The following is a 16,369-nucleotide window of genomic DNA, read 5'->3' on the forward strand; positions in this document are numbered from 1 at the left end:
TTATTTTATTTGCCACAATTCGGCATATCCAGAAGAGCTTTCAGTAATTATGTGGGCATTATCGCGAAAAGCAACGCTGTAAACAACTGCTCCTGCAGGTCTAATGTCATCTCTTGGCGTAACATACCAACTTTCTAAACGTTCACCTGTTTTTACATCCCATAAATTGACTTTACGAGACGGCGCTCCTGTAAGCAGGTGTTGGCCATCTTCAGAAAATTGTATCGAGCTAAATATTTCTTGTCGGTTGGTATATTGTAATTGGCTAATAAGCTTACCGGTTTTTAAATCCCAGATGTTAGCGTCTTTTTTACTGTCGGCAGTAAAGGCGTATTTACCTTTTGGATCTAATGCCACTTTAGTCACTCTACTTGGGTGATTAAAACGATAAATAACCTGTCCCGACAAAGTGTCCCAAACGTAAGCTACAAAATCATTACCGCCTGAAAGCGCAACGCGTCCGTTAGGTAATAAATCAACTGAATTTATTTTTTCTTGATGGCCTAAAAACTCTAAGCGTCTGCCTGAATCAATAGTGACATGAACCACCGTACCGTTACTTTTACCAATAAGTACATGTTCACCGTTATTTGAAAGGGCTATATCTCTAATAGTGGAATTGCGAACCTGCCAATAGCCTTCAGATCCACCATCGGTCATATTCCATAAAGCAAAATTTTGGCTGCTGGCGGTTAATACATAACTATTATCGTCAGCAATATCTACAGCCAGTACTAAATTATCGGCACTATTTTGTTCTTGCGACCAGCTGAATTTACGGGCGTTTTTTTCTAAGTCCCATAAGCTAATGCCATGATGAATAGAGGATACAGCGCTAAATTTACCGTTATTTGAAATGTCAGCCGCATAAGCGCCTTCAACGGAATGTTGCCAACGTTCAATCGGGGTACTTGAATTTGGTTGGCAAGCACTCAATATCATTATGAAGAATGCGGAGATATACCATCTGTTACATTTATACAAACTATTAATACTTTTCACTGCAGGTATTTATCGTTAGTATAAGCCGCAATGGTTAACATTACACAAATAAAAACACTGTCTTGAGGGATAAACTTCCACCGAGCAAGGATATGGAGAAATTAATGAGATTTTTTAAACCGACTTTAGTCGCTATCGCACTTGTAACTGTAATGGGCTGTCAAGAAAAGGCACCTGTTGAGAAAGAATTAGTATTAGATACTGATGTGCAAAAACAAGCATATAGCTTAGGTGCTTCAATTGGTATGTACATGGAGCGTAACCTAGAAGAGCAGGCTAAAATGGGTATCGCATTAGACCATGATATTATTTTTCAAGGTTACAAAGATAGTTTAGCGGGTAAATCTCAAATAGAGAAAGAAGATATCCAAGCTATTTTAATGGGCTTAGACCAACAAATGAAAGCTAAGCAACAAGAGCTAGCAGTTGTAGAGTCTGAAGCAAGTAAAGCTGAAGGCGTAGCTTTCTTAGCTGAAAATGCTAAAAAAGAAGGCGTTATGGTTACTGAGTCGGGTATTCAATACAGTGTAATGACTCCAGCAGAAGGCGACAAGCCATCAGCTGTAGATACTGTAAAAGTACACTACAAAGGTACATTCTTAAACGGCGATACGTTTGATAGTTCTTATGATCGTGGCGAACCAGCAGTATTTCCACTAAACCGTGTAATTCCTGGTTGGACTGAAGGCGTACAGTTAATGTCTGTAGGTTCTAAATACAAATTCACAATTCCTTCAGAATTAGCTTACGGTGAAGCGGGTAGCCCTCCACGTATTCCAGGTAATTCAGTATTAGAATTTGAAATTGAATTATTAGAAATTCAAAAAGCAGAAGCTCCAGCACAAGTTGGTGAGTAATTCTTCTTAAATAATAAGTGCTTTAAATAGCACTTATTAAAAAAGCGAGCTGTTGAGGGTAACTTCAAATGCTCGCTTTTTTATACTTGTTTTTTAGTTAATGTGTTTTAACGGAAAACCATGTAACCATCTGTTTTTAAATTGCTTAATTTAAAGTGTTCTCAAGGGTGTAAGCTAAACGAGCTGAAGCTTGCAACATTCTTGTTTCTAAAATGCTTTGATGCTCGTCTTGATAAGTACTTGGTAAGTTGATGATTTGTTTTTTTATTGGCAAACAAGCATTTTTGCTATCTAACTCACAATATAAAAGATCAGCCGAACGAGTAATGGTTAACGACTCCGTAGCCCAAGTGTACACAGAATCTTTTTGCCACTCACTAATAGGTGCAAACGACCACTGCTTGTTTAACTTATCATGCAGTACGGTAAATAAACCTTCATTGCTGTGATCATGACTTTTAGATTCAGTCATAGGGTAGAGTAAACATTCATCCCATAACCAATGCATGTTGTTACACTTAACAAACTCTTTACCTTTTGCTTGAGGGTTTAGCATGGTTATTTTCGTTCTATTTCCGCCTAAGTCGCTGGCGAAGTTGATATGCATAGGTTGATGAATATCTCCAAACCAATGACCTAAAAACATTAAAGCTTGAAGCCTTTCCCAAGAATCATTCTGAGAAGCGTTATTAGTTAAAGGTTCTGATAATATTTTCTTATGAAGTTGTATTGCTACTGTGATGCAGTTTTTATCACAAGTTTTTTCAGTAACTTCGGTTTCATTTCGATCAACATTCAGGTAATGCCAGCTTTTATATTTATCGAAAGACTTATCTTTTTTAATCGCATCAGCCCAAGTACAAGACTCTGCAAAAGTAACCTCAGATTTAACACTTGAATGATTATATTTGTTGATGAGTTTTTTATGCTTGTTAGATAACCCGCCTAATAACGTATTTACTTTATTTTGGGTATTTGCAGGCAAATGATCGAAAGCCAGCTGACAAATAACTTGATGCCCAACTTTACCTAAAGCAAAAGCCTTAGGTGTAAAAAATGAAAATAAAATGAGGGTAAATGCCAATAGGGCAATAACACTGTTATTTGAACGAATATGCATAGGTTTGTTGTTCCTTTAATTTCTATCTTAGCTGCTTAAATGGATATTGACTGCAGTATAAGTGGGTTCTCTTACGGTGTAAAAGTTAACGCTTAAAAATAGATTTAAACTTATACGATAGCAAGTAACAAGCAATAGTTCAGGTGATGTGGGAAAACATTAATGAGATAAAATAAATGATGTGATAAAAAGAAAAGAGATTCTCTATTTATCACGTCATCATTACATTTAAAGGGCGTTTGAACGCTAGCTCTAAGGAGTATATAAGCCGAATACTCGTGGTAAAAACTCACTGATTTGAGGGAACATAGTCACTAAGAATAATGTTGCTATCATTGCTAGATATAACGGCAACATAGGCTTTAAAATACTTCCTATACTTACCTTACCGATACTACAGCCTACAAAGAGTACGCTACCAACAGGAGGAGTACATAAACCAATAGATAAATTTAAAATCATCATAATACCAAAGTGTAGAGGCGAAATGCCTAAAGACTCTGCTATAGGTAAAAATATAGGTGTAAAAATAAGTACAGCAGGCGTCATATCCATGAAGCTACCCACAATTAATAACGTAATGTTAATAATTAATAATATAATTAGTGGGTTTTCTGATAGCGTTAATAACGTTTGGCTAATTGACTGCGGTATTTGTTCGTAAGACATTAACCAAGACATTGCTGAAGATGCACCAATTAACAACATAACAATAGCGGTTGTATTAACAGAGCGCAGAAAAATACTAAACAGGTCTTTAAAGTTTATCTCTTTATAAAAAACTAAAGAGAGTGTCAGTGAATATAATACAGCGACAGCGCCAGCTTCTGTAGGAGTAAATAACCCTGAAATAATGCCACCAATAATTAAAATGATTATAAACAAACTGGGTATAGCATCAAAGAGTGTTTTCCAAAAAGGATCGGGATTTTGTTGAGGTAGTGTTTTTAACTTATTTCTTTTCACGTAATAAAAACAAGCCAAAATCAACATTGAGGTTAATAATATACCAGGTAAATATCCAGCGATGAAAAGCGCGGCTATTGATACTCCGCCACTCGCCAACGAATAAATAATAAGAATATTACTCGGAGGTATCAGCATGCCTGTTGTTGAAGCGGTAACCGTAACAGCTGTACTGAAAGGAGTATCGTAACCTTCTTTTTTCATTACAGGGATCATAACACCACCAATAGCGGACGTTGCAGCAACAGCAGAACCAGAAATAGAACCAAATAAAGAGCAAGAAATTACATTAACAAAAGCTAAACCTCCGGGTAATCGTCCTACTAATACTTGTGAGAATTTAATTAAGCGTCTGGCTATGCCACCTTGACCCATAATAAACCCTGATAGTATAAAGTATGGAATCGCCAAGAGTGAAAAACTGTCGATTCCAGCAGCCAAACGTTGCGCAATAGTCGTAACTGTGGGGGCAAGATCTATTGAAGTTAACATCGCAATGAAGGTTGCAAAAATAATAGCTAACGCTACAGGAAGATTGAGTAACAGCAATAATGCAAAAACGCAGAATAAAATAGCGGTTGTCATTTAAGTTTCCTTGTCGATAGCTATGTCGTTAACAGAGAAAAAACTTTCTATGCTAAACAATAAAAATAAAATGCCGCTGAGGGGGATTACTAAATAAACAGCAGCCATTGGAATATTTAATACGGGGGAATGTTGTTCTAATATCCAGGTTAAGATCACTAATTTAGTACCACCTACAATTAATATTGCGATTGCAAATATTGCAATGAGCAAACAATTGAAACGCTGTATCCAAGCACGTGTACTCGTAGGTAAATATTTAATGACGAGATCAAAACCTAAATGTAAGTTTTGTCGGTAAGCATAAGACCCGCCTAATAGGCTTAGCCATATCAGTAAGAATCGGGCGAGCTCTTCAGTGAAAGAACTGGGTTGAGGTAAAATAAATCGGGTTAATACTTGCCAGCTAACATCAACAACAAGTAACACCAGTAACAATACCAATATTTGTTGTAAACGTTGGTCGATTTTATTTAAAATTAAAGCGTAACAGGTCATTATTTATCTCCTATTAAGCGAACGTTATCTACTAAAGTTAATAGCTCTGGATTTTCAATTTTTTTATAGATAGAACTAACACTCGATTCAAATAACGATTTATCAGCTTCTATAACCATAACGCCAGCTTCTTTTACTTTAGTTAGTGCCATTTTAGTGGCTTCGTCCCATAATTTACGTTGGTATACCGTTGCTTCTTTCATCGCTTGTTTAAGCCACGTTTGTTGTTCAGTATTAAGCTTATTCCATACATGAGTACCGACAACGATAACGTCAGGAATTGAAGTATGTTCGTCTAATAAGTAATACTTACTGACTTCATAATGTTTAGAATAAAAAAAACTAGGTGGATTATTTTCAGCGCCTTCTACTATGCCTTGTTGCAATGCAGTATAAATTTCGCCCCATGACACAGGAGTAGAAGCTCCTCCCATAGTATTAACCATATCAACAGCACTTTTACTGCCCATGACTCTAATTTTTAGCCCAGCTAAATCTTTAGGGCTTTCTATTTTTTTGTTCACAGTATAAAAACTTCGGCTACCAGCATCGAAATAACCTAATCCTTTGATTCTATACTTTTCCCCGTTTTGCAATAACTCTTCACCAAGCGGGCTATTTAGCACTTGCCAAAAATGTGATTTATTTCTGAAAAGGTAAGGGAGATTAAAAATCTTCATTTGAGGTACAAAGGTTTCTAACGAGCTGGCTGAAATTTTAGTCATGCCTAACGTGCCTATTTGGATCAATTCTAAAATTTCACGCTCCGATCCTAATTGTTCGCCAGGGTATAATTTAAGAGACATGGTGTTATTAGAAATAACTTGTAAACGCTCATCAAAATAAATTAATGCTTGGTGAATAGGGTGCTGAATATCTGAGTTATGCGCTAAGCTAATAGATATCATTTGTTGATTGTTTTTTTGACAAGAAATGGTCATTAGTGACAATAAAAGTACGATCAGCATAGATGTTTTTTTCAGAGGCAATGTCATAAAGCAGCCTCCTGTAGTGCTAATGTTTTATTGTTAATAATATTTTTAAACATAATTTTCACGCAAGCGTTTCTTACTATAACTTTCAAAATCATTACCTTATTCAAATGTGTATTTATAAAACCAAAGTTACGCTGAATACAAAATGACATGTGTAAATGTTTCGGTTCCACATCCATGTGGATAATTCTTAATAGATGCCTTTAATAGATAAAATACAGTCTAATAAAGTGCGAAGAACAACATGAATTCCTACATATCTTCAATACTTACGCCGCGTGTTTCTTTTATATATTTAATGACAAAGAAAATACTAAGGAAGGCTGAAAAGGTGTAAAGACCGTAAGCTCCTGCTAAACCAACGCTGCCTAAAATAATAGGGAATGACATAGTAATGGCAAAGTTAGCTATCCACTGGGCGCTTGCTGCAACCGCTAATGCCGTACCTCGGATCCTGTTATTAAACATCTCGCCAAGTAAAACCCAAACAATAGGTCCCCAACTAAGACCAAAGAAAACAACAAATAAGTTTGCCATTACTAGTGCAAAAGTTCCCATGCTTGACGTTAACGCTAATTTCCCTGCTTCATCTAATCCAGCAGTACCAAACACGTATGTTAGTGCACCTAAGCTAATAAACATGCCTATACTGCCTATTAATAACAAAGGTTTACGTCCAATTTTATCGACTAAAGCGATAGCAATAAACGTTGAAATAATATTGATAGAGCCAATAAGTACATTGATAAATAACGATTGTGACTCATCAAATCCTGCAGCTTGCCAGAGCTGAGAGCCATAATAAAAAACAACATTAATCCCGACAAATTGTTGAAAAACAGAAAGGGCAATACCAACCCAAACAATAGGATGGATTTTTGCGGTACCTGAAATAAACAAATCACGAATACTTGTTTTTTGATCTCCGTGTAAAGACTCTTTTACGGCTTTTATTTGCTCATTCTCATTACCAGAAGAAATTCGCTTGAACACCGCTTTTGCTTTTTCGGTTTGACCTTGCGCAACTAAATAACGTGGCGATTCAGGAATAAACAATACACCAACTAAAAATAAAATTGACGGGATAAGCTCTACCCAAAACATCCAACGCCATGCTGCTATATCTAACATTAAAATAGCTTCGGCACCGCCAGCCAAAGAAGCAATAATATAGTTACTTAAAAATGCAGCAAAAAGCCCTAAAACAATAGCCAATTGTTGCAAAGTTGCTAAACGACCTCTTAATGCTGCAGGGGCTACTTCAGCAATATATGCTGGCGCCAATACTGATGCGGCACCAATACCTAAACCACCAAATAATCGGTAAAAAATGAACTCTGCTGACGAGTCTGATACTCCTGAACCAAAAGCGCTAATAGCAAATATTATTGCCGTTATAATCATAATAGGTCTTCGCCCAAAATGATCAGATAATGGTCCAGCAGCTAAGGCACCTAAAGCACAACCTAGTAGTACAGAAGCAACATTGAACCCAGTAGAAATATCGTTAGCATTAAAAGTATTACCTAGTGCGGTTACCGTGCCATTTATGACTCCGGAATCAAAACCAAATAAGAATCCTCCAATAGCAGCAACAGCTGAAATGAACACGACAAATAATATTGATGTCGTTTCGTTATCATCCCCGAGATGATGTTTTTTATAGTCGTTTGATGTTGTAGAGCGGCTCATTCGTTATTACCTTTTTCTTTATTATTTTAATAATCACTATGATCATTGGTTCTTGAGTTAAGCACTAAACCTAATCTTATTTATTGAATCGGTTTTAAATTACCAAGTTATTTCAATTAAATTTTATATGCCTTCTTAGCTAAAGTGTAAGTAAGGTCATATGCAAGTGTGTGTGCTTGTGTTTCCGTTAAACGGTGATCTGATACTAATTCAGCAAGCATTACGCTGTCCATACGGCGAGCTAGATCGTGGCGAGCAGGAATAGATAAAAAGGCGCGTGTATCGTCATTAAATCCTACTGTATTATAAAAACCGGCAGTTTCAGTTACTTGTTGACGGTAACGTCTCATTCCTTCAGGACTATCGTTAAACCACCATGCAGGGCCTGTTTTTAATGCAGGATAATGCCCTGCAAGCGGAGCGAGTTCTCTCGCATAGGTGCTTTCGTCTAATGTAAAAATAATTAAAGTGAAGTCAGGATTATTACCAAATTTATTTAACAAGGGTTTTAAGTTTTGAACATATTCGGTAGCAATTGGAATATCGGCACCTTTATCTCGACCAAAGTTGTTAAATAAGAAGTCATTATGATTTCGATGAACTCCCGGGTGTATTTGCATTACTAAGCCATCATTAATGCTCATTTCTGCCATTTCCGTTAACATTTGTGCACGAAAACAATCAGCTTCTTCGCAGGTAAATTTTCCTGATCTAATGGTTTGATAAAGCTTTTCTTTTTCTGGGGAGGTGAGGTCTAAAGTTCTTGACGATAAATGACCGTGATCTGTTGAAGTCGCCCCCATTTCTTTAAAAAAGGCTCTACGTGTTCGTAAACTGTTTAAATAGCTATTAAAGGTAAGTAGGTTTTCATTCGTTAATGAGGAGAGTTCTGCTAAGTTTTGCTCAAAACCTTCAAATTCAGGATCGATTACATTGTCGGGTCTAAATGCTGTAATTACATTACCTTGCCAATCACTTTCTCTTATCGTTTTATGGTGACTAAGATCATCCAGTGCTGATTCTGTAGTCGCTAGTGTTTCTATTTTAAACTGATCAAATAAAGCTCTAGGTTTGAAAGCATCTGTCTTTAGGCAGCTATTAATGTGTTGGTAATAAGTGTCTGCTGATTTCTCATTTAAAGGTTCATTAATACTAAAAACTTCAGAAAATACATAATCTAACCATAGTTGAGTAGGTGTGCCTTGAAAAAGGTAATAATACTTAGAAAATAATGCCCATATTTTTTGTGTATCTTGTTCAACGTTTTCTTGGTTTTTACCTATCCCTAGGCTTTCTAATGAAATACCTTGGCTATATAACATTCTAAGTAGGTAATGATCAGCTTGTATTAATAATTCAGCAGGGTTATCAAACGCCTTATTTTGTGCAAACCACTTAGGATCTGTATGCCCATGAGGACTAACGATTGGTAGGTCTTTTATTGCTGAATATAAATCCCTAGCAATACCTCGTTTAATAGGCTCTGAAGAAAATAATCTATCAGGATGTAGCATAATTAAGATCTCAATATAATGTTATAAATGTATTAATAATTAAGGTGTTATATTTAGTTGTAACGGTTTAAAGCAGTAAAGAGTTAACCTAATTAATAATAAAATCACTTACTAATTTTGCGTTAACCCTTTACTTAATGAACGTATTTACAGACTATTTTTTAGCTTCTTCAATTTTTTTGTAAAAGTCGTGAAGAATAAACCAAGCTTGCTTTTTAACACCCGTTTCTGAAAGTAAACCTTTTCTGTTCCAGAAGTCTTGAATGTTTTTTAGTGGGCGTCTTGGTGAACGGAAGTCTTTCAATATCCAAGGTGTTAAGCCTCTTAAAGACGATATGTTTTCAACCATTGCAAGGTTGTGTTTATAAACACTTGCTTGATATTCTTCTGTCCAACGCTCGTTACTTTCGCCATGCTTACCTTGTAATGCGCCTGCGCCTAATTCACTCATAATGACAGGTTTGTTATAAGTTGATTCCCATGTTAAATCTGAACACGTTTCAGGCTCGGCAAAATACCAACCGCAATAACTATTAATACCAATAATATCGACAACACTGGCTAATGGATCTTCGATTACCATGCCGTTTTTAGAGTTACTTTGAGTATCCATAGCTGCTGTAATTAAACGGGTATCATCTAATGAACGGGTTTTTTTAATCAGGTTAGTAATGAACGTTAAGCGTGCTGTTTCGTTAGGCGTTTCGTTAGCCATTGACCACATTATGATTGACGCGCGGTTTTTATCACGGCTTATCATTTCAGTTAACTGTAGTTCTGCTTTGTTATAAACATTTTCGTCATCGAACAATACTGTCCAATAAACAGGTATTTCAGACCAAACCATTAAGCCTAATTCATCTGCAACACGTAACATGTTTTCGTTATGAGGGTAATGCGCTAAACGTACAAAGTTACTGCCTAATTCTTTAGCCCATGTTAATAATAAACGAGCGTCTTCTTCACTCCATGCTCTACCATTTGTTAATGGTGACTCTTCATGAATACTGATACCGCGTAAATACACAGATTTACCATTTAGCTTAATGTCTTCGCCATCTGTTTCAATGGTTCTAAAACCGATCGTATCTTTTATTACTTCACCATTGTAATGAAACTCAACCGCATATAACTTAGGGTTTTCAGGGCTCCACAAGGTAGGTTTTGCTTTAAAAGAGAATGAGGCTTCACCGTTTTTAGAAAGTTTAATTTTCTTTTTAATATCAAGCTCAGGCACGACAACCGTTACTTTACCTTCATTTTTACCATCTACAGTTAGCTTACCTGTTATTAGGTTTGTGTTGTCTTTAGCAACTTGTATGGTGTAATCAGCTAAATGTGATTTAGGTAATGTTAGAATGCTTACTTCACGTGTGATCCCACCGTAATTCCACCAGTCAGTATTAACCGTTGGTACTTGGTTACGCTCACGTCTATTATCCGCTTTAACGGTAATAAAGTTATCACCTTGCTTAAGTAGGTCTGTTATTTCAAACTGAAAGCTTGTAAAACCGCCTTCGTGTTGTCCTACTTTAACGCCATTAACATAAACAATGGCTTGATAATTTACCGCACCAAAGTTAACTACATAACGTTTTTTACTTTGTTTTTGAAAGGTAAATTCTTTGTGGTACCAAACGGTTCCTTCATAAAGATATAATTCTTTCTTTTGAGTGTTCCAATCACCAGGAACATTAATTTTATCGGCCGTATCAAAGTTGTATTCAATAAGGTCTGATGGACTTTTAACTTTGTCGTTTTTAAAATAACCATCGGTATGAGGTTGGTATCTATGGTTGTAATAACCATTTTCATAAGGGTCTACAACATACGACCATAGACCATTTAAACTGGTAGATTCACGACCACTTGGGTTTTGTATTAAGCTTTGCGTAACTGTTTTATCTGTTTCTTGCTTATTCGTTCCCTCAGCGTGGGACAATAAAGAAAGACTACATAATAAAAAACAAAATAATTTACTCTTCATGTTTAAAACTCCTTTAAACTTTTTAGCTAATTTAGGCCTTTTTGAACAGACCTTTTATATCGTTGAATTAAATAATAAAATCGTATATTTAGTGTTAACTATATTTACGGTACATTAGGTTAAATGGTATGAAATAAAACATGCATTTAACGGTTGATAAAATCGATAAACTCCTGATGATTAGGCAGTTTAGCTACAGAATTGTTTACAGATAATCTGATCTTTTCTAGAAAGGTTGTTAATTCTTTTTCACTCATTAGTTCTACTATACTGTGATAATCTTGTGGCAGTAGCCCTTGACCAATCATTACTTGTGTCCAAGAATCTGTTTTAAATAACTCGAGTTTTGCAATATTCACATTACCCGTTTGCTCAAATAGCTTTATTTTTTGATTCAGCGTTTCTGGAACATTCATATTTTTACAGCTTTTCCAAAAATCACTATCTTCTCTATTGGTTACTTTATAATGCAGTACAATAAAGTCTCGTATGAATTCCATTTCTTCTTTGCTTTGTTGATTAAATTCATCAACTGCCGCGTCAGACTTTTGTTGATGAGGAAATAAACGCATTAAACGCAAAATAGAAGACATTATTATATGAATAGCCGTAGACTCTAACGGTTCAATAAAACCACTTGATAAACCTATTGCTACACAGTTCTTATGCCATGTTTTTAAGCGTCTACCTGTTTTATATTTAAAGACTTTAGGTGTACTGAGTGCACCGCCATCAAGGTTATTCATCAGGAGTTCAATGGCTTCACCATCAGACATATGTTTACTAGAAAAAACTAAGCCATTACCGAATCTATGTTGAAGAGGAATACGCCATTGCCAACCACAATCATGTGCTATTGATTGGGTATAAGGTTTAGGTGTAGAAGTGAGTTCTGACTGAACGGCTACAGCAGCATCGCACAGCAAGTAATCTTGATAACTTTCATAACCTACATTCAGTGCTTTGCCCATGAGTCTTGAGGCAAATCCAGTACAATCTATGAATAAGTCTCCGACAACGGTTTGATTGTTATCTAATATTAATTCGGTTATTTCACCCGAATTATCATCTAATACCACATCAATAATTTTTCCTTCGATGTGGTTAACGCCATTTTTAATGGCAAGTTCTTGTAGGAAATTAGCATAAAGTCCAGCATCTAGATGATAGGCATAATTTAAAGGTGATTTTTCACCTCCGGCAAACTTATCAGCTTTTGCTGCTTGAAGTTCTAAGCAGTAGTCACCAAAATCACCACCAATAGACTTTTGTTGTGCAGCTACCCAAAAATGCTGAAAATCGGCAGCCCAACAACCTTGACCCGTTGTGCCAAAAGAATGAATATAGCTGTCGTTAATGTTTCCCCAATTTTTAAACTCAATACCTAATTTAAACGTTGCTTTACAACGGGTAACAAATTCTTTTTCATTAATTCCAAGTAATTTGTTAAAGGTTCTTATTGGGGGGATTGTTGCTTCACCAACGCCTATTCGTCCAATTTCTTCAGACTCAACTAAGCAAATATCTAATGTATGGCCTAGTAATTTTGATAATGCAGCGGCTGTCATCCAACCTGCAGAACCACCACCAGCAATCACTACTTTTTGTTTTTTATTTATCATGATTCTGTTCTCACGCATTTATTTTCATTATGAAAATAGGCGGATCGTACTTAACTGTTTAGCACTAGTCTTTATTAAGTTAAGTACATATTCATCGCTAGGAATTGAAGTGTTTATATCGTTGTTACTGATCAACACTTTAAAAGTAGCGCCTTAAAAACAATGAAATTGCCACGAATACACAATGAACATATAAGGTGGCATATTTCTCTATTTAAAAGCTAGAACGTATAACGTGCGCCTAAAACATATCGAGCGTCAGACTCTTCTAAATTCCATAACTGCACGTTACTTCTGGCAAATTTACGGTAGTTTTCACCCGTAATATTTAAACCATCAAACGAAATACTTAAATTATCATTTACCGTATATGAAACCGAGAAATCAATTTGTTGATATTCTTCAGTAAAGACAGGATCTTGACCTCGAGTATCAGACAAGAATTCATCACGCCAGTTATATGTTAAACGAGCCGACCAATCTTCTTTTTCATACATGAGTACAAGGTTAGCGGTGTCACTTAGCCCCGTTAGTGAAAATTGTGACTCAGAAGGGTCAAGTGTTATGTCGTATTCAACATCGCCATTAACTGTGGTCAAGTTAGCTTGAATACCAAAACCTGATTCACCAAAAAAATGTTGAACCGCAATTTCAAAACCATTAATTTTAGCTTCTTCATTATTAACGGGTTGGTTGGTTTCAAACATCATAAGAGGATCTTCTGCAGTTGCAAAAATGTCTACTGCTTGTAAGAACTCGTCTTCTGTTTGAGAGAAATAATCAACACCTAACTGATTAGCAGCCATCATTGAAAATAATGTTGTATCAGTAACGGTAATACCTAAGGCATCTAATTCACTTATGGCTTGTAATGCTCTAGGGCCTGCACTCGGATCACGTAAACCATACTGCGATTGCAAGCTAGGTTCATTACCAATAAAGTTACTCACAATTTTTTGATAATAACCAATTGAAGCATAACTGGTGTCGTCAAAGTACCATTCTACTGATAGATCTAAGTTATCAGATTCATAAGGTACTAACTCAGGGTTACCACCACTTGCTTCACCAGGAAGACCACCAACAAGGGTAGGGGCTGTAGGTCCACTATTAATGCTAACGGCTGAACTTAAATTTCCATAATCAGGACGAGCAATGGTCTTGCTGTATGAAACACGAGTAATTAAATCATCAGTCACATTTAAGCTAAAATCAAAACTAGGTAATAAATGGCTATAACTACCTCCTTTAGCAAAGTCTACTTTACTGTTGTCAGAACCCGGTATAACAGTGAAATCGTTATCACTGTCCCATCTTACTGCGGTAGGTATAGCAATGTTCGCGGTTGAATTAGTGTCTGTTCTTTCATATCTCAAGCCCATTACAATGGTGTAAGGCATTGAGTTTAGTTCACCTGATAAATTTAAAGATGCATAAAGAGATGTTACATCTTCTGTTATTAAGCGGTTAACGCTTTCGTCTTCAATATTACCAAAGCCAAAATCGTACTTATTTGCGGCCCAAGCACCTATTACTGAAGCACTTCCTGTATAACCTTGTGTCCATGAACCTTGAGTTGAATAATCCTCAAATAAATCGGCATAATCGATAGGCTCTAAGAAGTCATCTTGTAGTTCCCCAGGATTAGCTACACCCCAGCCGCCCATTTCTTCTAATAATGTTTTTTCTATTTCGTGGCTTTCCATTTCGCGACGTTCAATACCAAAGTTGATGCTTCCTTCATCAAGTTCGTATTCACCGTCTAAACGGAATTGCGTTATTTCTGTTTCATGTGTTTCTTGGAAACGTCTTAGCATCGATGTACCAAAGTCAGTTTCATCTAAAATGCCATTACAGTTAAGATTAGTGCGCTCACAATCATCAAAACCTAATACAATTAAAGGCAATCCATCGTTATATACTGCGCCTTGAGTTTTTGCTACTTGTGCATTGATACCTGTAGTAAGCGAGTTACCATAAGAGGCATTAGGTGTTCTTTTTGCCGTAGAGTTATGCGCATCAAATGTCACTACAAATTCATCAGTTAAGTCGTAACTTAAGTTAATACCAAGCGATTCATTCTTGTTAATATAGTTGTATTCATTCAGTGCGTTTGCAACATCTCTTGGTTGTTGATGACGTCTGTCTTCATTATAAATTACAGGTGTTGCTGTTGATTCGTCATCAAAAGTAAAGTCAGTTTTGAATGAATCCATCCAAATAGAATGCTCTGCTCTGGCTTCAAAATATTCATTTTCAGAATAGGTATAATCAAGGGTGGCAACCAATTTATCTGTAGGGCTATATTGAAGTGTTAATTGAGCATTATCTCTTGTTCGTTCTCTATCAGATATGGTGTAACGAATATCTGATGGTAATGCATGTAATTGCCCAATTTCTGGTGCGTTATTTAAAACAATAGGTGCACCGTCAGCTGCTGATTGAGGTGTGTTCGGCACAGTCCCATCCCATACTGATGTTCTCCAATCGGTAACATAAGCACCAACAGTTCCATTATGGCGTACCTGATGACTTGCGGTTAACGACATACCAAAAGTCGATTCATCGTTTGTCCAGCTAAATAAGCCCGATAATTCAGGAGTTACATCGTCGCCAACTCGATTTGTTGTATCATGAACAGCTTTTGCACCAAAACTAAACTTAGTACCTTCATGATCAAGTGGTTTCAACGTATTGATGTTAATTGTTCCGCCAATACCGCCAGAAGAAACATTCGCCTTACCTGTTTTATATACTTCTACAGACTTAACACTTTCAGATGCTAGATTACCGAAATCAAAAGAACGACCTTCACCTGAACTTGCTGAAGAACCGCCACCAGCAGCTGTAGGCATTGAACGTCCATTTAAGGTCACTAAATTAAAGCTTGGTCCGAAACCACGAATAGTTACCCTTGCACCTTCACCATTTTCACGGTCAATTGATACACCCGTTATACGTTGTAAAGATTCAGCTAAGTTAGTGTCTGGAAATTTACCAATGTCTTCTGCTGATATAGCATCTACAACACCACTAGCATCTCGCTTTAATCGTGTTGATTCTTGAATACTCGATCTCATACCTGTTACCGATATAATTTCTATGTCTTTTACTTCGTCTTGTGCAATTGCAGAATAAGAAGGTGTTATTGCTATAGCTATTCCTGCAGCAACAAGGCTTTTAACAAAGTATTGTTTTTTTATTAAATTGTTCATTTATATTCCCCGTTCTAATATTTTTAATAGTTATCCTACGTATTAATTTCTCGTAGGCTTTTTATTAATTATGTTTATCTATCTGGCAAGACCTATATTTATTTTGGTAGGGCCAATTTAGATATTACCTGTTAGCTAAGGTCGAGATAGTCTAAATAAACGGCAATTCTTTATTTAGACATAAAGGTGTGATTTATACTTTATTTTCAATACGTTATATTTTGTCTTAATTGATGATTTACCTTTAGTTAGACAAAAAAGCAGAAGATATTTATTAAAATTTATTATTTGATTTTTTCTTTAATATAAAAATATG

Annotated in this window: 11 protein-coding genes; 1 reads left to right on the top strand and 10 read right to left on the bottom strand. The window is 36.1% G+C overall.

Annotated elements, in window-relative coordinates; genetic code table 11:
- The gene (locus ACPUVN_RS19035) at nt 1–942 is read right to left on the bottom strand and encodes a WD40 repeat domain-containing protein (RefSeq protein WP_426358749.1); all 942 of its coding nucleotides are present in this window, start codon (nt 940–942) and stop codon (nt 1–3) included.
- 164 nt (nt 943–1,106) lie between these two features.
- Here ACPUVN_RS19035 and fkpA point away from each other — a divergent pair, with 164 nt between their 5' ends.
- Nucleotides 1,107–1,859, top strand: a complete 753-nt coding sequence (gene fkpA, locus ACPUVN_RS19040; protein WP_426358748.1) for an FKBP-type peptidyl-prolyl cis-trans isomerase — start codon at nt 1,107–1,109, stop codon at nt 1,857–1,859.
- Nucleotides 1,860–2,004: 145 nt separating this feature from the next.
- Here the strand turns inward: fkpA and ACPUVN_RS19045 are convergent, their stop codons facing one another.
- From ACPUVN_RS19045 to ACPUVN_RS19085, 9 genes are all read right to left on the bottom strand, one after another.
- On the bottom strand, nt 2,005–2,979 hold the full coding sequence (locus ACPUVN_RS19045; protein ID WP_426369653.1) for a S1/P1 nuclease: 975 nt from the start codon (nt 2,977–2,979) through the stop codon (nt 2,005–2,007).
- A gap of 252 nt (nt 2,980–3,231) precedes the next feature.
- Entirely contained in the window at nt 3,232–4,530 is a 1,299-nt protein-coding gene (locus ACPUVN_RS19050) for a TRAP transporter large permease (protein ID WP_426358746.1), read from the bottom strand.
- Nucleotides 4,531–5,028: a TRAP transporter small permease gene (locus ACPUVN_RS19055; RefSeq protein ID WP_426358744.1), complete on the bottom strand. Its 498-nt coding sequence runs from the start codon at nt 5,026–5,028 to the stop codon at nt 4,531–4,533.
- Nucleotides 5,028–6,023, bottom strand: coding sequence for a TRAP transporter substrate-binding protein (locus ACPUVN_RS19060; RefSeq protein WP_426358742.1), 996 nt, complete (start codon nt 6,021–6,023; stop codon nt 5,028–5,030). The genes ACPUVN_RS19055 and ACPUVN_RS19060 overlap by 1 nt, the downstream gene beginning before the upstream one ends.
- A 252-nt stretch (nt 6,024–6,275) precedes the next feature.
- Nucleotides 6,276–7,715 (bottom strand): sugar porter family MFS transporter, encoded by a 1,440-nt coding sequence (locus tag ACPUVN_RS19065; protein WP_426358740.1) that lies wholly within the window; start codon nt 7,713–7,715, stop codon nt 6,276–6,278.
- 116 nt (nt 7,716–7,831) lie between these two features.
- Nucleotides 7,832–9,229, bottom strand: a complete 1,398-nt coding sequence (uxaC, locus tag ACPUVN_RS19070; RefSeq protein WP_426369654.1) for a glucuronate isomerase — start codon at nt 9,227–9,229, stop codon at nt 7,832–7,834.
- A gap of 154 nt (nt 9,230–9,383) precedes the next feature.
- Entirely contained in the window at nt 9,384–11,216 is a 1,833-nt protein-coding gene (locus tag ACPUVN_RS19075) for a glycoside hydrolase family 2 protein (protein WP_426369655.1), read from the bottom strand.
- Nucleotides 11,217–11,362: 146 nt separating this feature from the next.
- The gene (locus ACPUVN_RS19080) at nt 11,363–12,838 is read right to left on the bottom strand and encodes a tryptophan halogenase family protein (protein ID WP_426369656.1); all 1,476 of its coding nucleotides are present in this window, start codon (nt 12,836–12,838) and stop codon (nt 11,363–11,365) included.
- A 221-nt stretch (nt 12,839–13,059) separates the two neighbouring features.
- Nucleotides 13,060–16,053 (bottom strand): TonB-dependent receptor, encoded by a 2,994-nt coding sequence (locus ACPUVN_RS19085; protein WP_426369657.1) that lies wholly within the window; start codon nt 16,051–16,053, stop codon nt 13,060–13,062.
- Nucleotides 16,054–16,369 lie beyond the last annotated feature (316 nt).

The organism is Pseudocolwellia antarctica, from assembly GCF_049933045.1.
Lineage (GTDB): Bacteria > Pseudomonadota > Gammaproteobacteria > Enterobacterales > Alteromonadaceae > Pseudocolwellia.

Bases quoted from the DNA above. Each gene is read 5' to 3' on its own strand.
- ACPUVN_RS19050 (WP_426358746.1), bottom strand. From the start codon at position 4,530: ATGACAACCGCTATTTTATTCTGCGTTTTTGCATTATTGCTGTTACTC.
- ACPUVN_RS19055 (WP_426358744.1), bottom strand. From the start codon at position 5,028: ATGACCTGTTACGCTTTAATTTTAAATAAAATCGACCAACGTTTACAA.
- uxaC (WP_426369654.1), bottom strand. From the start codon at position 9,229: ATGCTACATCCTGATAGATTATTTTCTTCAGAGCCTATTAAACGAGGT.
- ACPUVN_RS19065 (WP_426358740.1), bottom strand. From the start codon at position 7,715: ATGAGCCGCTCTACAACATCAAACGACTATAAAAAACATCATCTCGGG.
- ACPUVN_RS19075 (WP_426369655.1), bottom strand. From the start codon at position 11,216: ATGAAGAGTAAATTATTTTGTTTTTTATTATGTAGTCTTTCTTTATTG.
- ACPUVN_RS19035 (WP_426358749.1), bottom strand. From the start codon at position 942: ATGATATTGAGTGCTTGCCAACCAAATTCAAGTACCCCGATTGAACGT.
- ACPUVN_RS19080 (WP_426369656.1), bottom strand. From the start codon at position 12,838: ATGATAAATAAAAAACAAAAAGTAGTGATTGCTGGTGGTGGTTCTGCA.
- ACPUVN_RS19060 (WP_426358742.1), bottom strand. From the start codon at position 6,023: ATGACATTGCCTCTGAAAAAAACATCTATGCTGATCGTACTTTTATTG.
- ACPUVN_RS19045 (WP_426369653.1), bottom strand. From the start codon at position 2,979: ATGCATATTCGTTCAAATAACAGTGTTATTGCCCTATTGGCATTTACC.
- ACPUVN_RS19085 (WP_426369657.1), bottom strand. From the start codon at position 16,053: ATGAACAATTTAATAAAAAAACAATACTTTGTTAAAAGCCTTGTTGCT.
- fkpA (WP_426358748.1), top strand. From the start codon at position 1,107: ATGAGATTTTTTAAACCGACTTTAGTCGCTATCGCACTTGTAACTGTA.